The sequence below is a fragment of the Streptomyces sp. NBC_00354 genome (genome assembly GCF_036106915.1).
Classification (GTDB): Bacteria; Actinomycetota; Actinomycetes; order Streptomycetales; family Streptomycetaceae; genus Streptomyces.
Window position 1 is genome coordinate 2,521,426 of record NZ_CP107983.1, and the last position, 22,039, is coordinate 2,543,464.

General features: G+C 66.9%; 12 protein-coding genes and 2 rRNA genes. 3 read left to right on the top strand and 11 right to left on the bottom strand.

What is annotated here, in order from left to right; genetic code table 11:
* Positions 1 to 68: 68 nt before the first annotated feature.
* From OHT74_RS10970 to thyX, 5 genes are all read right to left on the bottom strand, one after another.
* A 23S ribosomal RNA gene (locus OHT74_RS10970) occupies positions 69 to 3,192 on the bottom strand.
* A 284-nt stretch (positions 3,193 to 3,476) separates the two neighbouring features.
* Positions 3,477 to 5,001: ribosomal RNA gene (locus OHT74_RS10975) — 16S ribosomal RNA — on the bottom strand.
* The 16S and 23S rRNA genes sit together here, the layout of an rRNA operon.
* A 634-nt stretch (positions 5,002 to 5,635) precedes the next feature.
* The gene (locus tag OHT74_RS10980) at positions 5,636 to 7,321 is read right to left on the bottom strand and encodes a ribonuclease J (RefSeq protein ID WP_328620162.1); all 1,686 of its coding nucleotides are present in this window, start codon (positions 7,319 to 7,321) and stop codon (positions 5,636 to 5,638) included.
* A gap of 120 nt (positions 7,322 to 7,441) precedes the next feature.
* Positions 7,442 to 8,341, bottom strand: coding sequence for a 4-hydroxy-tetrahydrodipicolinate synthase (dapA, locus tag OHT74_RS10985; RefSeq protein ID WP_030161419.1), 900 nt, complete (start codon positions 8,339 to 8,341; stop codon positions 7,442 to 7,444).
* 248 nt (positions 8,342 to 8,589) lie between these two features.
* Positions 8,590 to 9,330 (bottom strand): FAD-dependent thymidylate synthase, encoded by a 741-nt coding sequence (gene thyX, locus OHT74_RS10990; protein ID WP_266636204.1) that lies wholly within the window; start codon positions 9,328 to 9,330, stop codon positions 8,590 to 8,592.
* A gap of 258 nt (positions 9,331 to 9,588) precedes the next feature.
* Here thyX and OHT74_RS10995 point away from each other — a divergent pair, with 258 nt between their 5' ends.
* Both OHT74_RS10995 and OHT74_RS11000 read left to right on the top strand, forming a co-directional pair.
* Entirely contained in the window at positions 9,589 to 9,828 is a 240-nt protein-coding gene (locus OHT74_RS10995) for a hypothetical protein (protein WP_053786194.1), read from the top strand.
* A gap of 48 nt (positions 9,829 to 9,876) precedes the next feature.
* Positions 9,877 to 10,446, top strand: a complete 570-nt coding sequence (locus tag OHT74_RS11000) for a PH domain-containing protein (protein ID WP_328620163.1) — start codon at positions 9,877 to 9,879, stop codon at positions 10,444 to 10,446.
* A gap of 102 nt (positions 10,447 to 10,548) precedes the next feature.
* On the opposite strand, the gene OHT74_RS11005 is transcribed toward OHT74_RS11000, so the two are convergent.
* The 6 genes from OHT74_RS11005 to eccD form a co-directional block, all read right to left on the bottom strand.
* Positions 10,549 to 10,995 carry a hypothetical protein gene (locus OHT74_RS11005; protein WP_266663153.1) on the bottom strand — a complete coding sequence of 149 codons (447 nt, stop codon included), beginning with the start codon at positions 10,993 to 10,995 and terminating at the stop codon, positions 10,549 to 10,551.
* A gap of 19 nt (positions 10,996 to 11,014) precedes the next feature.
* Positions 11,015 to 11,770 carry a 4-hydroxy-tetrahydrodipicolinate reductase gene (gene dapB, locus OHT74_RS11010; RefSeq protein WP_266663155.1) on the bottom strand — a complete coding sequence of 252 codons (756 nt, stop codon included), beginning with the start codon at positions 11,768 to 11,770 and terminating at the stop codon, positions 11,015 to 11,017.
* Between the two features lie 81 nt (positions 11,771 to 11,851).
* Positions 11,852 to 13,231 (bottom strand): M16 family metallopeptidase, encoded by a 1,380-nt coding sequence (locus tag OHT74_RS11015; RefSeq protein ID WP_266997300.1) that lies wholly within the window; start codon positions 13,229 to 13,231, stop codon positions 11,852 to 11,854.
* Positions 13,228 to 15,450 carry a polyribonucleotide nucleotidyltransferase gene (locus OHT74_RS11020; protein WP_266672644.1) on the bottom strand — a complete coding sequence of 741 codons (2,223 nt, stop codon included), beginning with the start codon at positions 15,448 to 15,450 and terminating at the stop codon, positions 13,228 to 13,230. Before OHT74_RS11020 ends, OHT74_RS11015 begins: the two co-directional genes overlap by 4 nt.
* A 313-nt stretch (positions 15,451 to 15,763) precedes the next feature.
* The gene (rpsO, locus tag OHT74_RS11025) at positions 15,764 to 16,051 is read right to left on the bottom strand and encodes a 30S ribosomal protein S15 (protein ID WP_030161433.1); all 288 of its coding nucleotides are present in this window, start codon (positions 16,049 to 16,051) and stop codon (positions 15,764 to 15,766) included.
* A 173-nt stretch (positions 16,052 to 16,224) separates the two neighbouring features.
* Positions 16,225 to 17,730, bottom strand: coding sequence for a type VII secretion integral membrane protein EccD (gene eccD, locus OHT74_RS11030; RefSeq protein WP_328620164.1), 1,506 nt, complete (start codon positions 17,728 to 17,730; stop codon positions 16,225 to 16,227).
* A gap of 207 nt (positions 17,731 to 17,937) precedes the next feature.
* Between eccD and eccCa the strand changes: the two genes are divergently transcribed.
* On the top strand, positions 17,938 to 21,903 hold the full coding sequence (gene eccCa / locus OHT74_RS11035; RefSeq protein ID WP_266663162.1) for a type VII secretion protein EccCa: 3,966 nt from the start codon (positions 17,938 to 17,940) through the stop codon (positions 21,901 to 21,903).
* Positions 21,904 to 22,039 lie beyond the last annotated feature (136 nt).

The window sequence follows — 22,039 nt, forward strand, 5'->3', positions numbered from 1 at the left end:
AAATTTGAACGCTGGCATGAACACAGCTGTTCGTTATTTCAGAACTAACACAGTGGACGCGAGCAACTGAGGACAAGCCCTCGGCCTATTAGTACCAGTCAGCTCCACCCGTTACCGGGCTTCCACATCTGGCCTATCAACCCAGTCGTCTACTGGGAGCCTTACCCTCTCAAGGAGGTGGGAATACTCATCTTGAAGCAGGCTTCCCGCTTAGATGCTTTCAGCGGTTATCCCTCCCGAACGTAGCCAACCAGCCATGCCCTTGGCAGGACAACTGGCACACCAGAGGTTCGTCCGTCCCGGTCCTCTCGTACTAGGGACAGCCCTTCTCAATATTCCTACGCGCACAGCGGATAGGGACCGAACTGTCTCACGACGTTCTAAACCCAGCTCGCGTACCGCTTTAATGGGCGAACAGCCCAACCCTTGGGACCGACTCCAGCCCCAGGATGCGACGAGCCGACATCGAGGTGCCAAACCATCCCGTCGATATGGACTCTTGGGGAAGATCAGCCTGTTATCCCCGGGGTACCTTTTATCCGTTGAGCGACGGCGCTTCCACAAGCCACCGCCGGATCACTAGTCCCGACTTTCGTCCCTGCTCGACCCGTCGGTCTCACAGTCAAGCTCCCTTGTGCACTTACACTCAACACCTGATTGCCAACCAGGCTGAGGGAACCTTTGGGCGCCTCCGTTACTCTTTGGGAGGCAACCGCCCCAGTTAAACTACCCATCAGACACTGTCCCTGATCCGGATCACGGACCGAGGTTAGACATCCAGCACGACCAGAGTGGTATTTCAACGGCGACTCCACCCCAACTGGCGTTGGGGTTTCAAAGTCTCCCACCTATCCTACACAAGCCGAACCGAACACCAATATCAAACTATAGTAAAGGTCCCGGGGTCTTTCCGTCCTGCTGCGCGAAACGAGCATCTTTACTCGTAGTGCAATTTCACCGGGCCTATGGTTGAGACAGTCGAGAAGTCGTTACGCCATTCGTGCAGGTCGGAACTTACCCGACAAGGAATTTCGCTACCTTAGGATGGTTATAGTTACCACCGCCGTTTACTGGCGCTTAAGTTCTCAGCTTCGCACGCCCGAAAGCGCACTAACCGGTCCCCTTAACGTTCCAGCACCGGGCAGGCGTCAGTCCGTATACATCGCCTTACGGCTTCGCACGGACCTGTGTTTTTAGTAAACAGTCGCTTCTCGCTGGTCTCTGCGGCCACCCCCAGCTCACGGAGTAAATCCGATCACCAGTGATGGCCCCCCTTCTCCCGAAGTTACGGGGGCATTTTGCCGAGTTCCTTAACCATAGTTCACCCGAACGCCTCGGTATTCTCTACCTGACCACCTGAGTCGGTTTAGGGTACGGGCCGCCATGAAACTCGCTAGAGGCTTTTCTCGACAGCATAGGATCATCCACTTCACCACAATCGGCTCGGCATCAGGTCTCAGCCTTATATGAGGGACGGATTTGCCTACCCCTCGGCCTACACCCTTACCCCGGGACTACCACCGCCCGGGCTGGACTACCTTCCTGCGTCACCCCATCGCTTACCTACTACAAGTCTGGTTCGTCGGCTCCACCACTTTCCTTTCCCCGAAGGGTCCGGAACGGCTTCACGGACTTAGCATCGCCTGATTCGATATTGGGCGTTTCAAAGCGGGTACCGGAATATCAACCGGTTGTCCATCGACTACGCCTGTCGGCCTCGCCTTAGGTCCCGACTTACCCTGGGCAGATCAGCTTGACCCAGGAACCCTTAGTCAATCGGCGCACACGTTTCTCACGTGTGTATCGCTACTCATGCCTGCATTCTCACTCGTGAACCGTCCACAACTAGCTTCCGCTGCTGCTTCACCCGGCACACGACGCTCCCCTACCCATCACAGCGGGCGTTGGCCCTATTGCTGCAATGACACGACTTCGGCGGTACGCTTGAGCCCCGCTACATTGTCGGCGCGGAATCACTTGACCAGTGAGCTATTACGCACTCTTTCAAGGGTGGCTGCTTCTAAGCCAACCTCCTGGTTGTCTCTGCGACTCCACATCCTTTCCCACTTAGCGTACGCTTAGGGGCCTTAGTCGATGCTCTGGGCTGTTTCCCTCTCGACCATGGAGCTTATCCCCCACAGTCTCACTGCCGTGCTCTCACTTACCGGCATTCGGAGTTTGGCTAAGGTCAGTAACCCGGTAGGGCCCATCGCCTATCCAGTGCTCTACCTCCGGCAAGAAACACACGACGCTGCACCTAAATGCATTTCGGGGAGAACCAGCTATCACGGAGTTTGATTGGCCTTTCACCCCTAACCACAGGTCATCCCCCAGGTTTTCAACCCTGGTGGGTTCGGTCCTCCACGAAGTCTTACCTCCGCTTCAACCTGCCCATGGCTAGATCACTCCGCTTCGGGTCTAGAGCGTGCAACTCAATCGCCCTATTCGGACTCGCTTTCGCTACGGCTTCCCCACACGGGTTAACCTCGCTACACACCGCTAACTCGCAGGCTCATTCTTCAAAAGGCACGCAGTCACGACTGTATGTGCAAGCACATACAGCGACGCTCCCACGGCTTGTAGGCACACGGTTTCAGGTACTATTTCACTCCGCTCCCGCGGTACTTTTCACCATTCCCTCACGGTACTATCCGCTATCGGTCACCAGGGAATATTTAGGCTTAGCGGGTGGTCCCGCCAGATTCACACGGGATTTCTCGGGCCCCGTGCTACTTGGGAGATGAGCAAGCAAGCCGCTGATGTTTCGTCTACGGGGGTCTTACCCTCTACGCCGGACCTTTCGCATGTCCTTCGACTACATCAACGGTTTCTGACTCGCCGACCGGCCGGCAGACCGATCAAGCTCATTCCCACAACCCCGCATGCGCAACCCCTGCCGGGTATCACACGCATACGGTTTGGCCTCATCCGGTTTCGCTCGCCACTACTCCCGGAATCACGGTTGTTTTCTCTTCCTGAGGGTACTGAGATGTTTCACTTCCCCTCGTTCCCTCCACACTGCCTATGTGTTCAGCAGTGGGTGACAGCCCATGACGACTGCCGGGTTTCCCCATTCGGACACCCCCGGATCAAAGCTCAGTTGGCAGCTCCCCGGGGCCTATCGCGGCCTCTCACGTCCTTCATCGGTTCCTGGTGCCAAGGCATCCACCGTGCGCCCTTAAAAACTTGGCCACAGATGCTCGCGTCCACTGTGTAGTTCTCAAACAACGACCAGCCACCCATCACCCCACCAGACAAGCTGGCGAGTTCACTGGGGCCGGCACTGAAGACATGACCTTACGGCCGTACCTTCAGGACCCAACAACGTGCCAAGCACCAGTCAGTCTTCCGTCTCCTCTTTCCACGCCGAAGCAGTACTCGAGAACCATCAGACCGTCTGGTGCCAACTAATCAACGTTCCACCCATGAGCTGACCGTGCAGAACATTTGTCTGCAATCGGTACTGTGCTCCTTAGAAAGGAGGTGATCCAGCCGCACCTTCCGGTACGGCTACCTTGTTACGACTTCGTCCCAATCGCCAGTCCCACCTTCGACAGCTCCCTCCCTTACGGGTTGGGCCACCGGCTTCGGGTGTTACCGACTTTCGTGACGTGACGGGCGGTGTGTACAAGGCCCGGGAACGTATTCACCGCAGCAATGCTGATCTGCGATTACTAGCGACTCCGACTTCATGGGGTCGAGTTGCAGACCCCAATCCGAACTGAGACCGGCTTTTTGAGATTCGCTCCACCTCACGGTATCGCAGCTCATTGTACCGGCCATTGTAGCACGTGTGCAGCCCAAGACATAAGGGGCATGATGACTTGACGTCGTCCCCACCTTCCTCCGAGTTGACCCCGGCGGTCTCCTGTGAGTCCCCATCACCCCGAAGGGCATGCTGGCAACACAGGACAAGGGTTGCGCTCGTTGCGGGACTTAACCCAACATCTCACGACACGAGCTGACGACAGCCATGCACCACCTGTATACCGACCACAAGGGGGGCACTATCTCTAATGCTTTCCGGTATATGTCAAGCCTTGGTAAGGTTCTTCGCGTTGCGTCGAATTAAGCCACATGCTCCGCCGCTTGTGCGGGCCCCCGTCAATTCCTTTGAGTTTTAGCCTTGCGGCCGTACTCCCCAGGCGGGGAACTTAATGCGTTAGCTGCGGCACCGACGACGTGGAATGTCGCCAACACCTAGTTCCCAACGTTTACGGCGTGGACTACCAGGGTATCTAATCCTGTTCGCTCCCCACGCTTTCGCTCCTCAGCGTCAGTAATGGCCCAGAGATCCGCCTTCGCCACCGGTGTTCCTCCTGATATCTGCGCATTTCACCGCTACACCAGGAATTCCGATCTCCCCTACCACACTCTAGCTAGCCCGTATCGAATGCAGACCCGAGGTTAAGCCTCGGGCTTTCACATCCGACGTGACAAGCCGCCTACGAGCTCTTTACGCCCAATAATTCCGGACAACGCTTGCGCCCTACGTATTACCGCGGCTGCTGGCACGTAGTTAGCCGGCGCTTCTTCTGCAGGTACCGTCACTTTCGCTTCTTCCCTGCTGAAAGAGGTTTACAACCCGAAGGCCGTCATCCCTCACGCGGCGTCGCTGCATCAGGCTTTCGCCCATTGTGCAATATTCCCCACTGCTGCCTCCCGTAGGAGTCTGGGCCGTGTCTCAGTCCCAGTGTGGCCGGTCGCCCTCTCAGGCCGGCTACCCGTCGTCGCCTTGGTGGGCCATTACCCCACCAACAAGCTGATAGGCCGCGGGCTCATCCTTCACCGCCGGAGCTTTCAACCCCCGCCCATGCAGGCAGGAGTATTATCCGGTATTAGACCCCGTTTCCAGGGCTTGTCCCAGAGTGAAGGGCAGATTGCCCACGTGTTACTCACCCGTTCGCCACTAATCCACCCCGAAGGGCTTCATCGTTCGACTTGCATGTGTTAAGCACGCCGCCAGCGTTCGTCCTGAGCCAGGATCAAACTCTCCATGAATGTTTACCGGTAATCCGGTGCACACACACGTTGAGCGGGCCAGTCATGGTCGGAATAAGACCGACTGACCACTGCGTCCTCGCTGTGTAATTGCCTGCAAGCATCACGGCGAACCGCGACCTCACAGGTCTTTTTCAAAGGAACCTCATCCACCGAAGTGGACGGGGTATCAACTTCTGGCGTTGATTTTTGGCACGCTGTTGAGTTCTCAAGGAACGGACGCTTCCTTTGTACTCACCCTCAGTAACACTTACTGGGGCTTTCCTCCGGGCTTCGTTCTTCGTTTCCGACTCTATCAGACTCTTTCGTGTCCGATTCCCGGTCGAAGCGGGGTTCGCTTTCCAGGTATTCGCTTTCGCGTTTTCCCTTTCCGGCGGTTCCAACCTTACCAGATTCTTTCCGCTCCGTTTCCGGAGTGGATTTGAATTCGGTGGCCGTTGGAGGGCCTTTCCCTTTCGGGCGGATCAGACTTTATCAGGTCTCCCTGGGTCTTGAATCCCACCCGCTCGCCGAACACGTCCGGGCACGCGTGCGTGCCGGGGGTCCGTGCGAGGTGGAGCCGTAAACGTACTGGAGCGGGGCCCCCGGATGCAAATCCGGTTGCTCCGCTCCAGTGACGGCGCTACGGCGAGGCTCAGACCTCGACGACGACCGGGAGGATCATCGGCCTGCGGCGGTAGCCGTCCGAGACCCACTTGCCCATCGTGCGGCGGATGAGCTGCTGGATCTGGTGCGGCTCGGCGACGCCGTCGGCCGCGGCGCGGGCGATGGCTTCCTCGATCTTCGGGATGACCGAGGAGAAGGCCGAGTCGTCGATGCCGGAGCCGCGGGCCTGGATGTTCGGGCCGCTGACGACCTTGCCCGTGGTGCTGTCCACCACGACGTAGACCGAGATGATGCCCTCGTCGCCGAGGATCTTGCGGTCCTTGAGGTGGACTTCCGTGACGTCGCCGACCGAGAGGCCGTCCACGTACACGTAGCCGGCCTGGACCTTGCCGGAGATCCGGGCCTTGCCGTCGATCAGGTCGACGACCACGCCGTCCTCGGCGATGACGATGCGGTCCTTCGGGACACCCGTCATGGCGCCGAGCTCGGCGTTGGCGCGCAGGTGCCGCCATTCGCCGTGGACCGGCATGAGGTTCCGCGGCTTGCAGATGTTGTAGAAGTACAGCAGCTCGCCTGCGGAGGCGTGGCCGGAGACGTGCACCTTGGCGTTGCCCTTGTGCACGACGTTGGCGCCCCAGCGGGTCAGGCCGTTGATCACGCGGTAGACCGCGTTCTCGTTGCCCGGGATCAGCGACGACGCCAGGATCACGGTGTCGCCGGGGACGATCCGGATCTGGTGGTCGCGGTTGGCCATACGGGACAGGGCCGCCATCGGCTCGCCCTGGGAGCCCGTACAGACCAGTACGACCTCGTCGTCCGGCAGGTCGTCGAGGGTCTTGACGTCGACGACGAGACCGGCCGGGACCTTCAGGTAGCCCAGGTCACGGGCGATGCCCATGTTGCGGACCATCGAGCGGCCGACGAAGGCGACCCTGCGGCCGTACTCGTGGGCGGCGTCGAGGATCTGCTGGATGCGGTGCACGTGGCTGGCGAAGGACGCCACGATGATCCGCTTCTGGGCACCCGCGAAGACTCCGCGGATGGCGTTGGAGATGTCGCGCTCCGGCGGGACGAAGCCCGGGACCTCGGCGTTCGTCGAGTCCGAGAGGAGAAGGTCGATGCCCTCTTCGCTCAGGCGCGCGAAGGCGTGCAGGTCGGTGAGGCGGTTGTCCAGCGGGAGCTGGTCCATCTTGAAGTCACCGGTGCACACGACCATGCCGGCGCCGGTACGGATGGCCACGGCCAGGGCGTCCGGGATGGAGTGGTTGACCGCGATGAACTCGCAGTCGAAGGGGCCGAGGTTCTCGCGCTCGCCTTCCTTCACCTCGAGGGTGTAGGGGCGGATGCGGTGCTCCTGGAGCTTGGCCTCGATGAGGGCCAGCGTCAGCTTGGAGCCGATCAGCGGGATGTCCGGCTTCTCCCGGAGGAGGTAGGGGACGGCGCCGATGTGGTCCTCGTGGCCGTGCGTGAGGACGATGCCCTCGATGTCGTCGAGGCGGTCCCGGATGGACGAGAAGTCCGGCAGGATCAGGTCGACGCCCGGCTGCTCCTCCTCGGGGAAGAGAACGCCGCAGTCGACGATCAGCAGGCGACCGTCGAACTCGAAGACGGTCATGTTGCGGCCGATCTCGCCGAGACCGCCCAGCGGGGTGACCCGGAGGCCGCCCTTGGGGAGCTTGGGCGGCGGGCCGAGTTCAGGGTGCGGATGGCTCAAAAGTATCTCCTCACCACACACGCCACGTACCTCGTCGTAAGGCACGTGGCGCGCATGTCATTCGTGCACTTGCATTCGTCTGTTTTGTTCGTCTTGCTTATTCAGTTGTGAAGTCTGATGTCAGAGCTGTACCCCGCCGGCGGCAAGATCGATCTTGAGCTGGGCCGTCTCTTCGGCCGTCAGGTCGACCAGCGGGAGGCGGAGCGGGCCCGCGGGCAGGCCCTGCAGGTTCAGCGCGCCCTTGGTGGTGATCACACCCTGCGTGCGGAACATGCCGGTGAAGACGGGGAGCAGCTTCTGGTGGATCTCGGTGGCCTTCTGGACGTCGCCGCCCAGATGGGCCTCGAGCATCGCGCGGAGCTCGGGGGTGACCACGTGGCCGACCACGGAGACGAAGCCGACCGCGCCGACGGACAGCAGCGGCAGGTTCAGCATGTCGTCGCCGGAGTACCAGGCGAGTCCGCTCTGGGCGATGGCCCAGCTGGCGCGGCCGAGGTCGCCCTTGGCGTCCTTGTTGGCCACGATACGGGGGTGCTCGGCGAGCCTCACCAGGGTTTCGGTGTTGATCGGGACGCCGCTGCGGCCGGGGATGTCGTAGAGCATCACCGGGAGCTCGGTGGCGTCGGCGATCGCCGTGAAGTGCCGGTAGAGGCCTTCCTGCGGCGGCTTGCTGTAGTACGGGGTCACCGCGAGCAGGCCGTGTGCGCCGGTGCGCTCGGCCTGGCGGGCCAGCTCGAGGGTGTGCCGGGTGTCGTTGGTGCCGATGCCGGCGACGACGTGGGCACGGTCGCCGACCGCTTCGAGGACGGCTCGTACGAGGTCGTTTTTCTCCGCGTCGGTGGTGGTCGGGGACTCACCGGTGGTCCCGTTGATGATCAGGCCGTCGTTGCCTGCGTCCACCAGGTGGACGGCGAGCTGCTGCGCGCCGTCGAGGTCGAGTGCGCCATCCGCCGTGAAGGGCGTGATCATGGCGGTGAGGACCCGCCCGAAGGGGGTCTGCGGAGTCGAGATCGGAGCCATGGGTAACACGCTACTCGCTGCCATGCTCACGTTGTCCCCTCGGGGGACGTCAAGAGGGTGTGGCTCCCGGCACGGGCTGGGAGGTCTGTTGGATCCCGGCACTGCCTGCTCGGGGGTTCAAGCAGTGCCGGGTCCGTTTGATCAGCCTAGATGAACTTTACGAAACGTGGCAATACGGACACTTCGGACTTGACTCCGTACATCAGTACGGAGTGGGTCCATCCGTGCCCATCGGGCCGTACCGACCCTTACGGGGCGACGCGGCCGTTGGCGTTGTACGCGGCGTACGTCAGCGGCATGAGCGCGGCCCAGTGCTGCTCCATCTTCTCGCCGACCATCTCGATCTCCCGCTGGGGGAAGGAGGGGACGGCCGCGAGCTCGTGCTGCGTGCGCAGGCCGAGGAAGTGCATGAGCGAGCGCGCGTTGCAGGTGGCGTACATCGAGGAGAAAAGTCCGACCGGCAGGACCGAACGGGCAACCTCGCGGGCCACGCCCGCGGCCAGCATCTCCTGGTAGGCCTCGTAGGCCTGACGGTACGAGTCCTCCATGACCCGGCCCGTCAGTTCCTGCTGGGCCGCGGTGCCCTCGACGAAGACGTACTTGCCCGGGCGGCCCTCCTGGACGAGCTTGCGCTCGGCGTCCGGGACGTAGAAGACCGGCTCGAGCTCCCTGTAGCGGCCCGATTCCTCGTTGTACGACCAGCCGACGCGGTGCCGCATGAACTCGCGGAACACGAAGATCGGGGCGCTGATGAAGAAGGTCATCGAGTTGTGTTCGAAGGGGCTGCCGTGGCGGTCCCGCATCAGGTAGTTGATGAGGCCCTTGGAGCGCTCCGGGTCCTTCTGGAGCTCTTCGAGCGACTGCTCGCCGGCCGTGGAGACACGGGCGGCCCACAGCACGTCGGAGTCGGCGGCGGAGTGCTTCACCAGCTCCACCGTCACATCACTGCGGAAGCTGGGTTTCAGGTCTGAAGCGGCGGTCTCGCTCACCGGGGGTCCTTCCGAACGACTCACTTGGGGCGCGCTCACTCTACGGCGCAGCCGGCGGCTCCCCGCGCAGCTCTCGCGCGGATCAGGCGCAGGCCACGGCGGCGGCTCCGTCACCCTTTCAGCTGACGCCCAGCCATAAAAATTGGTTAATGTCCCGAATTCAGGCACCGATTGAGCGGCTCGTACGTCTTCACCGGTACACGCCACACACACCCGCCACCGCCGCCCCAGGGCCCTGACCGTGAGGAGAGTCGCTTTATGTTTCGCCGGAGCGAACCCGTCCCGTTCGCCTTCGTCGCCGAGGCCGACCGTTTCCGCAGCAATGTCACTCCGCCGCCGCGCGAACGACTGGGCGCGGCCCAGATGGCCGCCCGTAGTCTGGTCGGGCTGACCGTGGTGGCGGGGCTCGTGGGCTCCCTGCTCTTCGGCATGCCCGCACTGCAGCCCCACCAGGCGCCCGCCAAGTCGCAGCAGTCGGAGGCCTCCGAGGGGCGGTAGCCTCACGGGCACAGCCCAACCGAACGTGCATGTGAGTGAGGTACAGCCGTGCCCCTGCCCTTCTTGACGGCCGACCGCGCGTTCGACGCGCACGAAGACACTGCCGACGAGGACGTACTGGCCCACGAGGACCCCGATCGCTGGCGCCGGCCGTACCGGCCCGGGCCCTGGCGGGTGGCCGGCGCCGCCCTGCTGCTCCTGCTGGCGGCGTTCATGCTGCTCGCCACCATGATCATCGCGTTCGCGGGCGCCTGGGCCGGTGCCGGTGTCTGCGTGGCCGCCGCGCTCGCCGTGATCGGGTCGGCGCTGCGCCTGCTCATGGCGGGCGTCTGGGTGAGCCCCACGGGGCTTCGCCGGGTGGGCTTCTTCCGGACCCGCTCGATCGGCTGGGACGAGATCACCGAGGTCCGTACGGTCCAGCAGCCGGTGCGCTGGCTGGGGCTGCCGCGGACCGTCCAAGGCCAGGCCCTGACGGCGGCCGCCCGCGACGGCGCGGAGCTGCCGGTGCTGCTGACCGACCACAACGCCGATTTCCTGTCGCGGGCCGAGGCGTTCGACCGGGCCGCCGACATGGTCGAGGCCTGGGCCGACGAGTACCGGGCCGCCGTGCCCGCCTGACACCGACGTGCAGTGCCCTGGAAGCCCGTACAGGATCCGCTCAGGCGGCTGTACGGGCTTCCAGGGTTTTACCTGCGGGGCTTACCGGGCTTGCGGGCCGGCTCAGCCGCGCGGTCCGCCGTGCAGGGCGATGGCCCGCTGCATGGCCTTGCGGGCCCGCGGGGTGTCGCGGGCGTCGTGGTAGGCGACGGCGAGGCGGAACCAGCTGCGCCAGTCCCCCGGTGCGTCCTCCGTCTCGGCCTTGCGGCGCGCGAAGACCTCGTCGGCGGAGTCCCGCACGATCCGGCCGTACTCGTCCCGCTCCAGCTCGTCCACGGGCAGCCCGCCCTCGGCCTCCAGCTCGGTCGCGAGCTGGTTCGCCTTCGTCACGAACTGCGTGTTCTTCCAGAGGAACCAGACGCCGATGACCGGCAGGATCAGCACGGCCGCCCCGAAGGTCACGGTCAGCCAGGTGCCCTGCCGGATCAGCAGCACGCCCCGGCTGCCGGCCAGGACGAAGTAGACGACCAGGACGGCGGCCGTGAGGAAGTAAGTGATCTTCGCGCGCATGGGTACTACTGCCTGCTCATCAGCCGAGGTCGAGGAAGTTTTCCAGGCCGAACGTGAGGCCCGGGTGCTGCACGACGCGGCGCGCGCCGAGCAGGATGCCCGGCATGAAGCTGCTGTGGTGCAGGGAGTCGTGACGGATGGTCAGGGTCTCGCCCTCGCCGCCGAGCAGCACCTCCTGGTGGGCCAGCAGGCCGCGCAGGCGGATCGCGTGCACCGGGACGCCGTCGACGTCCGCGCCGCGCGCGCCGTCCAGGGCGGTGGCCGTGGCGTCGGGCTGCGGGGCGCAGCCGGCCTCGGCGCGGGCGGCCGCGATGAGCTGCGCCGTACGGGTCGCCGTGCCGGAGGGGGCGTCGACCTTGTTCGGGTGGTGGAGCTCGACGACCTCGACGGACTCGAAGTAGCGGGCGGCCTGGGCGGCGAACTTCATGGTGAGGACGGCGCCGATGGAGAAGTTCGGGGCGATGAGCACGCCGGTCTGCGGGGAGGCGGCGAGCCAGGTGTCCAGCTGGGCGAGGCGCTCCTCGTTCCAGCCGGTGGTGCCGACCACGCCGTGGATCCCGTGGCGGATGAGGAAGTCCAGGTTCTCCATGACCGAGGCGGGGGTGGTGAGCTCGACCGCGACCTGCGCGCCGGCCTCGGCCACCGTCTCCAGCTTGTCGCCGCGGCCGAGGGCGGCCACCAGCTCCATGTCCTCGGCGGCCTCGACGGCCTTGACCGCCTCGGAGCCGATGCGGCCCTGGGCGCCGAGAACGGCCACCCGCAGCTTGCTGCTCATGCTTCTTCGCTTCCTGTCGTACGGGCCGGGTACCGGCCGGCGGCCGGTGCCCGGCCCCAAGGTATCCAGGGTCTCGGGGTCTCAGGACACCGCTTCGTCGAGGCGGGCGGCCTGCTTCTCCTTCAGCGGGCCGATCACCGCGAGCGACGGCCGCTGGGCCAGTACATCCTGCGCGACCGAGCGGACGTCGTCCGGGGTCACGGACGCGATCCGGGCCAGCATGTCGTCGACCGACATCTGGTCGCCCCAGCAGAGCTCGCTCTTGCCGATGCGGTTCATGATCGCGCCGGTGTCCTCGAGGCCGAGGACGGTGGAGCCGGACAGCTGGCCGATGGCCCGCTTGATCTCCTCGTCCGTGAGCCCCTCGGAGACGACCTTGTCGAGCTCGCCGCGGCAGATCCGCAGCACGTCGTGGACCTGGTTCGGGCGGCAGCCCGCGTACACGCCGAAGAGCCCGGTGTCGGCGAAGCCCGAGGTGTACGAGTACACGCTGTAGGCGAGGCCGCGCTTCTCCCGGACCTCCTGGAAGAGGCGCGAGGACATGCCGCCGCCGAGGGCCGTGTTCAGCACGCCGAGCGCCCAGCGGCGCTCGTCGGTGCGGGCCAGGCCGGGCATGCCGAGGACCACGTGGGCCTGCTCGGTCTTGCGGTTGATCAGGTCGACGCGGCCGGAGGTGCGGATGCGCTTGGCTCCGGAGCGCGGGCCGATCGGCTCGGCGTCGGTGTGCCGCAGGGCGCCGGCGTTCTCGAAGGCCGCGCGGACCTGGCGTACGACCTTGTTGTGGTCGACGTTGCCGGCCGCGGCCACCACCAGGTGGCGGGGGTCGTAGTGCTTCTTGTAGAAGCGGCGGATCCGGTCGGCGCCGAGGGCGTTGATCGTGTCGACGGTGCCGAGGACGGGGCGGCCCAGCGGGGTGTCGCCGTACATCGTGTGCGCGAACAGGTCGTGCACGCAGTCGCCCGGGTCGTCCTCGGTCATCGCGATCTCTTCGAGGATGACGCCGCGCTCGGCGTCGACGTCCTCCTCGCGGATCAGCGAGCCGGTGAGCATGTCGCAGACGACGTCGATCGCCAGCGGCAGGTCGGTGTCGAGCACCCGTGCGTAGTAGCAGGTGTACTCCTTCGCCGTGAAGGCGTTCATCTCGCCGCCGACCGCGTCGATCGCGGAGGAGATGTCGAGGGCACTGCGCTTGGCGGTGCCCTTGAAGAGGAGGTGCTCGAGGTAGTGCGTCGCACCGTTGAGCGTGGGCGTCTCGTCGCGGGAGCCCACGTGCGCCCAGATGCCGAAGGTGGCGGAGCGGACCGAGGGCAGCGTCTCGGTGACGATGCGCAGTCCGCCGGGGAGGACGGTGCGCCGGACGGTGCCGATGCCGTTCTCGCCCTTGAGGAGAGTTTGGGTACGGGCGACGGCCCGCCCCTCCGAAGAGGGGCGGGCCGTCACACGGGAACTACGCGACGTCACTTGTCGGAGTCGTCCTTGTCAGCGTCGTCGCCGGCGGCCTCGCCGTCGATCACGGGGATCAGGGAGAGCTTGCCGCGCTGGTCGATCTCGGCGATCTCGACCTGGACCTTGGTGCCGACCGCGAGCACGTCCTCGACGTTCTCCACCCGCTTGCCACCGGCGAGCTTGCGGATCTGCGAGATGTGCAGCAGGCCGTCCTTGCCGGGCATCAGGGAGACGAAGGCACCGAAGGTGGTGGTCTTGACGACCGTACCCAGGTAGCGCTCGCCGACCTCCGGCATGGTCGGGTTGGCGATCTGGTTGATCGTGGCGCGGGCGGCCTCGGCGGCCGGGCCGTCGGAGGCACCGATGTAGATGGTGCCGTCGTCCTCGATCGTGATCTCGGCGCCGGTGTCCTCCTGGATCTGGTTGATCATCTTGCCCTTGGGGCCGATGACCTCACCGATCTTGTCCACCGGGATCTTGACGGTGATGATCCGCGGGGCGAACGGGGACATCGCGTCCGGCGTGTCGATCGCTTCCATCATCACGTCGAGGATGTGGAGGCGGGCGTCGCGGGCCTGCTTGAGGGCGGCGGCCAGGACGGAGGCCGGGATGCCGTCGAGCTTGGTGTCCAGCTGGAGCGCGGTGACGAACTCCTTGGTGCCGGCGACCTTGAAGTCCATGTCGCCGAAGGCGTCCTCCGCACCGAGGATGTCGGTGAGGGCGACGTAGTGCGTCTTGCCGTCGATCTCCTGGGAGATCAGGCCCATGGCGATACCGGCGACGGGGGCCTTGAGGGGCACACCGGCGTTCAGCAGCGACATGGTGGAGGCGCAGACCGAGCCCATGGACGTCGAACCGTTGGAGCCGAGGGCCTCGGACACCTGACGGATCGCGTAGGGGAACTCCTCGCGGGTCGGGAGGACCGGCACGATCGCGCGCTCGGCGAGCGCGCCGTGCCCGATCTCGCGGCGCTTGGGCGAGCCCACGCGGCCGGTCTCACCGACGGAGTACGGCGGGAAGTTGTAGTTGTGCATGTAGCGCTTGCGGGTCACCGGGGAGAGGGTGTCCAGCTGCTGCTCCATGCGGAGCATGTTCAGGGTGGTGACGCCCAGGATCTGGGTCTCGCCACGCTCGAACAGCGCCGAGCCGTGCACGCGCGGGATGGCCTCGACCTCGGCGGCCAGCGTACGGATGTCCGTGACGCCGCGGCCGTCGATGCGGACCTTGTCCTTGATGACGCGCTCGCGCACCAGGGCCTTGGTCAGGCTGCGGTAGGCGGCGGAGATCTCCTTCTCGCGGCCCTCGAAGGCCGGGAGGAGCTTCTCGGCGGCGATCTCCTTGACGCGGTCCAGCTCGGCCTCTCGGTCCTGCTTGCCCGCGATGGTCAGCGCCTGGGAGAGATCGCCCTTGACGGCGGCCGCGAGGGCCTCGTACACGTCGTCCTGGTAGTCCAGGAAGACCGGGAACTCGCCCTCGGGCTTGGCGGCCTTGGCGGCCAGGTCGGCCTGGGCCTTGCAGAGGGCCTTGATGAACGGCTTCGCGGCGTCCAGACCGGAGGCGACGATCTCCTCGGTCGGGGCCTCGGCGCCGCCCTTGACCAGGGTGATGGTCTTCTCGGTGGCCTCGGCCTCGACCATCATGATCGCGACGTCGCCGTCGTCCAGGACGCGGCCCGCGACGACCATGTCGAAGACGGCGTCCTCGAGCTCGGTGTGCGTCGGGAAAGCCACCCACTGGCCGCGGATCAGCGCGACGCGGACGCCGCCGATCGGGCCGGAGAAGGGCAGACCGGCCAGCTGGGTGGACGCGGACGCGGCGTTGATCGCGATGACGTCGTACAGGTGGTCCGGGTTGAGCGCCATGATCGTGGCGACGACCTGGATCTCGTTGCGCAGGCCCTTCTTGAAGGACGGGCGCAGCGGGCGGTCGATCAGACGGCAGGTGAGGATCGCGTCCTCGGAGGGGCGGCCCTCGCGGCGGAAGAAGGATCCGGGGATCTTGCCGGCCGCGTACTGGCGCTCCTCGACGTCCACCGTCAGGGGGAAGAAGTCGAGCTGGTCCTTGGGCTTCTTCGACGCGGTGGTGGCGGAAAGCACCATCGTGTCGTCGTCCAGGTAGGCAACGGCGGAGCCGGCGGCCTGGCGGGCCAGACGGCCCGTCTCGAAGCGGATCGTGCGGGTGCCGAAGGAACCGTTGTCAATGACGGCCTCGGCGTAGTGGGTCTCGTTCTCCACTAGCGTTTTCTCCATTTTCGTCGTCTCCGTCCGCTGCCCGTGTGGCTGCGGACGGTTGCGGAGAAGCGCTCCTTGCGTGCGGGCCGGTCTTCGATCGAAGTACCCGGTCCAGTGCCCGTGGGGCTCTCCGGGTACCACTACCGAGGACCGGCGGCGTAGGGAGGGCGCTCCTCCTCTTCAGTTGTGCACGTGGTTCGCCATGCACGTGCGTCCAGACTACAAAGCGTCCGGTACGTCCCGCACGTAGAGCGACTGCACGTACAGCAAAGGGAGCGGCCCCCTCAGTGTGGGAACCGCTCCCTTCACAGCGTCTTTACTTGACGCCGGCCGCACCGCGGCGGATGCCGAGGCGCTCGACCAGCGTACGGAAGCGCTGGATGTCCTTCTTGGCCAGGTACTGCAGCAGGCGGCGACGCTGGCCGACCAGGATCAGCAGACCACGACGGGAGTGGTGGTCGTGCTTGTGGGTCTTGAGGTGCTCGGTCAGGTCCGTGATGCGCTTGGAGAGCATCGCGACCTGGACCTCGGGGGAGCCGGTGTCGCCCTCCTTGGCACCAAACTCGGCGATGATCTGCTTCTTCGTAGCGGCGTCGAGCGACACGCGTACTCCTCGTATAGGTCTTCGTGGCCACCGAGTGCCCCAGGTCGAATTCTCTGGGGATCTTCCGTAACTCGGGAGGCGGGGTCCGCTGAGCGCAGCCTCCAGAGGGTTTCCGGGGGCGCGTACACAAACGGCCGTCACACAGCGTACCAGGCTGCCGCGCGGCCCCTGTCTCAGCTGGTGAGAGCGCGGGCCCGGGCGTACACGTCCAGCACGGCGAGGGCCAGCGGGACAAGACTGAGCAGTACTGCCGCCTCGGTGAGGTCGAGCAGCCGTCCCCAGAAGGGTGACAGGCCCTTGCGGGGGATGACAAGCGCAATTCCCGCGAGGAGGGCGGCGCCGGCGGCGACGGCCGCGGAGAGCCAGATCGTACGGAGGTCCAGGCCGCCGCGGTCGTGGTACTGGACGAGCTCCCGGACCAGGTCGGCCGGCGGGTGCAGGGCCAGGCCCAGGATCAGCAGTCCGATGGCGGCCAGGCCGGCGACCAGGGTGCACACGACCTGGGAGGTGTAGCGGAAGAGGCGGGCGCGCAGCAGCATGGCCAGCCCGGTGGCGAGGGCCAGCAGCCGGCCCCAGGTGTTGTCGGAGAAGCCGAGGACGGCGGCGGAGCCGACGACGACCGCGGCGCAGCCGCCGACCAGGCCGAGGAGCATCTCGTGGCCGCGGCGTGCCTGGGTGGCTATGGCCTCGGCGTCGAGCGGGGTGCCCGGGTCGAGCTGCTCGGAGCCGGCGGGGTCACCGTACGGCTCGGTCTCGTAGCGGTCCGGGGTCTCGTAGCTCTCCACGGCGCTCTGCGGGGCGGCGTAGCCGATGGGCAGCCGGGCGAAGCGGGCGGAGAGGCCGGGCAGGAAGGCGACGAGGCCGATGGCCACGGGGGCGCAGACGGCGGCGGTCGCGGTGGCGGAGGCCTCGGTGACGATGGCGACGAACGTGGCCAGGGTTCCGGTGGTGGCGAGGAAGGTGGCCGCGACGAAGGGGGCGTCCCCGTTGGGGGTGAGTGCGACCAGGGCCACGGAGGCGACCAGGACGCAGACGCACCCGAGCAGGAACTGCAGTCGGCCGGGTCCTTCGCCGGCGCCCGCGGCGATGATGCCGGAGCCGGCGATCAGCAGGAGCGGGAGGGCGCCGAGGCCGAGGGCGACGGCGGAGCCGCGGTCGCCGTAGACCCGGGCGCGCACTCCGGCGGCGGCGGTGAGGAGCACGCCCGCGGCGCCGGCGATGATGCCGGGCAGGCCGTGCATGTCGTGGCGGACCGGGTCGGCGTACCAGAGGACGAAGCCGAGCAGGACGAGCAGCAGGGCGGCGCCTGCCAGGCCCGCGCCGCGCAACATGTCGTCGCTCCAGAGGTGGCGGTCGCGGACGACGGCGGAGGCGACGGCGTCGGAGACGTCGTCGAACACGGCCGGCGGCAGCGACTCGGCGAACGGGCGCAGGCTCAGCACCTCGCCGTCGAGGACCTGCTGGGCGGCGAGCGTGCGGGCGCCCTCGAGGACCGTGCCGTCGCGCCGGACCAGGTGGAAACCGGTGGGGGCGCCGACGGGCTGGGTCTGGCCGGTGAGGCGCAGGAGTTCGGGATAGACGTCGGCGACGGCGATGTCCTCGGGAAGGGCGACGTCGATGCGGCTGTCGGGAGCCACGACGGTGACCCTGCAGAAGCCCGTCGTTGCGGCCGTACTCACCTGTGTGACCCCCCTGGTTGGCGAAGCGGATGCATGGGCTCTCGCCTTGGATTCGCGGATGCGCATACTGCGCGGGCCACCCTACCGGGAGTATGAGTGACTGTCGGCAAGTAGGATCACCGTCGCGCAGGGGAGACCCCCTTCGCGCCCGGGACTTGGGGGCGCCGGTTGCGACGTCCCGTCCGTTTTCGAGGGATTGATGCTCCGGTGAGTCAGATCGTCGTCAAACGCCCGCCGCGGTCCTTGCCGCCCGAAGTTCCTTCGGACGAGCTGAGACTGGAGGCTCCGCCGGAGCTTCCCCGCGGGCAGCAGGAGGGCATGCTGATGCAGCTCCTGCCGATGCTCGGCATGGGCTCGTCGGTCGTCTTCTTCTTCATGCCGGGTGCGGCGCCCTTCATGCGCATCATGGGTGTGCTGATGCTGGTGTCCACGGTGGGCATGGTCCTCGCCCAGCTGGCGCGCCACCGGCGCGGTACGCAGGGGCAAATGGCCGATGTGCGGCGGGACTACCTGAAATATCTTGCGCAGACCCGCCGTCAGGTCCGCAGGACCGCGCGGGCGCAGCGCGACGCGCAGCTGTATCTGCACCCGGCCCCCGAGCAGTTGTGGTCGGTTGTGGCCGAGGGTTCACGGCTGTGGGAGCGGCGCGTCGGCGACGAGGACTTCGGCCAGGCCCGGCTCGGGCTGGGCGCGCAGCGCCTCGCGACTCCGCTGGTGGCGCCGGACACGGCGCCCGTGGACGAGCTGGAGCCGCTGACGGCGGGCGCGATGCAGCGCTTCCTGAAGGTGCACTCCTCGCTGGACGGGCTGCCGGTGGCGGTGTCGCTGCGGGCGTTCTACCACGTGACCGTGTCCGGCGAGCCGGAGTCGGCGCGCGGGGCGGCGCGGGCGCTGGTGGCACAGCTGGCCACGCTGCACTCCCCCGAGGACCTGGTGGTGGCCGTGGTGGCGGCGCCCGGCGCGGTGCCCGCGTGGGACTGGACGAAGTGGCTGCCGCACACGCAGGTCCCCGGGCAGGTCGACGGGGCCGGCACGAAGCGGCTGTTCAGCGATGACCTGGCCGAGCTGGAGGGGCTGCTGGCGCCGCGTCTGGAGGGGCGGCCGCGGTTCAGCCGGGACGTTTCCCCGGTGCTGGACCAGCCGCACCTGGTCGTCGTACTGGACGCGAACTCCCGGGGCGGCCTGGTGCCGCCGGACTCGGCGTTCGCGGCGGCCGAGGGACTGCAGGGCGTGACCATCGTCGAGGTGGTCGCGGGCGAGCTGGACGAGCCGCGCGGCGGGCTGTCGGTCGTGGTGCGGCCGGGCCGGCTGCGGCTGGAGTCGGGCGCGGGGATCGCGTACGAGGGCGTACCCGACACGCTGTCGCTGCCCGCGGCGGAGGCGCTCGCGCGGCAGCTGGCGCCGCTGCGCACCGGTGGCGGGGACGACGACGAACCGCTGCTGGCCAACCTGGACTTCACGGATCTGCTGAACCTGGGCGACGCGGCCTCGATCGACGTGGCCCGCACCTGGCGGCCGCGTTCGGCCGGTGAGCGGCTGCGCGTGCCGATCGGTGTCGGCGAGGACGGCGCGCCGGTCATGCTGGACCTCAAGGAGGCCGCGCAGGAGGGCATGGGCCCGCACGGCCTGTGCGTGGGCGCGACCGGTTCCGGCAAGTCGGAGCTGCTGCGCACGCTGGTGCTGGGCCTCGCGGTCACGCACACCTCGGAGACGCTGAACTTCGTCCTCGCGGACTTCAAGGGCGGTGCGACCTTCACGGGCATGGGGCAGATGCCCCACGTGGCCGCGGTCATCACCAACCTGGCGGACGACCTCACGCTCGTGGACCGCATGGGCGACTCGATCCGCGGTGAGCTGCAGCGCCGGCAGGAGCTGCTGCGCTCGGCGGGCAACTACGCGAACATCCACGACTACGAGAAGGCGCGCGCGGCGGGTGCCCCGCTGGAGCCGCTGGCCTCGCTGGTGCTGGTCATCGACGAGTTCAGCGAGCTGCTGACCGCGAAGCCCGACTTCATCGACATGTTCATCCAGATCGGCCGCATCGGCCGCTCGCTGGGTGTGCACCTGCTGCTGGCCTCGCAGCGCCTGGAGGAGGGCAAGCTGCGCGGGCTGGACACGTACCTGTCGTACCGGATCGGTCTGCGGACCTTCTCGGCGGCGGAGTCGCGTACCGCGATCGGCGTGCCGGACGCATACCACCTGCCGTCGGTGCCGGGTTCGGGCTACCTGAAGTTCGGTACGGACGAGATGACGCGGTTCAAGGCGGCGTACGTCTCGGGCACCTACCGCTCGGGCGGGCCGGACCTGTCGGTGGGCCTGTTCCCGGTGGAGCGGCGTCCCGCGCTGTTCACCGCGACGCCGGTGCCGGTCGTGTACGCGGCGCCGGACCCGGCGTACCTGGCGGCGCAGTCGGAGCGGGAGGACGACGCGCTCGCGGACACGGTGCTGGACGTGATCGTGGCCCGGCTCGAGGGCCAGGGCGTGCCGGCGCACCAGGTGTGGCTGCCGCCGCTCGACCAGGCGCCGCCGCTGGACCAGCTGCTGCCGGCGCTGGCGCCTTCGGCGGAGCGGGGGCTGCACGCGGAGGGGTACACACGGCCCGGCGGGCTCGTGGTACCGCTCGGCCTCATCGACAAGCCCTTCGAGCAGCGCCGCGAGGTGCTGTACCGGGACTTCTCGGGTGCGGCCGGCCACATGATGGTGGTCGGCGGTCCGCAGTCGGGCAAGTCGACGCTGATGCGGACGCTGATCTCCTCGTTCGCGCTGACGCACACGCCGCGCGAGGTGCAGTTCTACGGGCTGGACTTCGGTGGCGGCAGCATGTCGTCGCTCGCCGAGCTGCCGCACGTCGGCGGGATCGCCTCGCGCCTGGACCCGGAGCGGGTGCGGCGTACGGTCGCGGAGGTGGGGGGCATCCTCAACCGCCGCGAGGAGTTCTTCCGCGCGAACAACGTCGACTCCATCGGCACGTACCGGCGGCGGCGCGCGGCGGGCGAGCTGCCCGGCGAGGCGTGGGGCGACGTGTTCCTCGTCGTCGACGGCTGGGGCGGCTTCCGCACCGAGTACGAGGGCCTGGAGTCGGTGGTCACGGACATCGCCTCGCGCGGTCTGGGCTACGGCATCCACGTGGTGATCACGGCGGCGCGGTACATGGAGGTGCGGGCCGCGCTCAAGGACCAGATGCTGAACCGGCTGGAGCTGCGGCTCGGCGATGTCATGGACTCCGAGTTCGACCGCAAGGTCGCGGCGAACGTGCCGACAGGGATGCCGGGCCGCGGCCAGGTCGCGGAGAAGCTGCACTTCCTGGGCGCGCTGCCGCGGATCGACGGTGCGCACGACCCGGAGGACCTGTCGGAGGCCACGGCCGCCTTCGTGTCGGCGGTGAAGCAGAACTGGGCGGGGGCCGCGGCTCCCGGCGTACGGCTGCTGCCGCGCCTGCTGCACGCCGACCAGCTGCCCAGGGGCGGGGACAACCCCGGCCGCGGGCTGGCCATCGGCATCGACGAGACGGACCTGGAACCGGTGTTCGTCGACTTCGAGAGCGACCCGTTCTTCCTGGTGTTCGGCGAGAGCGAATCCGGCAAGACGAACCTGCTGCGGCTGATCTGCCAGCAGATCGCGGAGCGGTACACCCCGGACCAGGCCCGGCTCGTCGTCGGCGACTACCGGCGGAGCCTGCTCGGTGCGCTGCCGGAGGAGCACCTGCTGGAGTACGCGCCGATGGCGAGCTCGCTGCAGACGCACATGGAGGCGCTGGGCGGGGTGTTCTCCCGGCGGCAGCCGCCGACCGACGTCACTCCGCAGCAGCTGCGCGACCGCAGCTGGTGGACCGGCCCGGACGTGTTCATCGTCATCGACGACTACGACCTGGTGGCCACCAGCCAGGGCAATCCGCTGGCCCCGCTGGTGGAGTTCCTGCCGTTCGCCCGTGACACGGGTGTCCGCTTCATCATCGCGCGCAACTCGGCGGGCGCCTCGCGTTCGCTGTACGAGCCGTTCATGCAGCGCTTCAAGGAGCTCGGCGCGCAGGGCGTGGTCCTGTCGGGCGACCCGTCCGAAGGCGACCTGATCGGCAACGTTCGCCCCCGTCCGATGCCCCCGGGCCGGGCGTACTTCTCCTCGCGCAAGCGCGGCACGTCCCTGGTCCAGCTGGGCCGCCTGCCGGGAATGTAGGACCGGACGACGAGCGCGGACAAGAAGCGGGGCCCGGCCACCGGCCAGGCCCCGCTTTCTCGTGATCAACGGGAAACGCTCCCCCGGGGCCGCGCGGAGCACCGATAATCGGCAGTGAAGACCGCGGTAGCACCGC

Bases quoted from the DNA above. Each gene is read 5' to 3' on its own strand.
- dapA (WP_030161419.1), bottom strand. From the start codon at position 8,341: ATGGCTCCGATCTCGACTCCGCAGACCCCCTTCGGGCGGGTCCTCACC.
- OHT74_RS10995 (WP_053786194.1), top strand. From the start codon at position 9,589: ATGTTTCGCCGGAGCGAACCCGTCCCGTTCGCCTTCGTCGCCGAGGCC.
- dapB (WP_266663155.1), bottom strand. From the start codon at position 11,770: ATGAGCAGCAAGCTGCGGGTGGCCGTTCTCGGCGCCCAGGGCCGCATC.
- OHT74_RS11005 (WP_266663153.1), bottom strand. From the start codon at position 10,995: ATGCGCGCGAAGATCACTTACTTCCTCACGGCCGCCGTCCTGGTCGTC.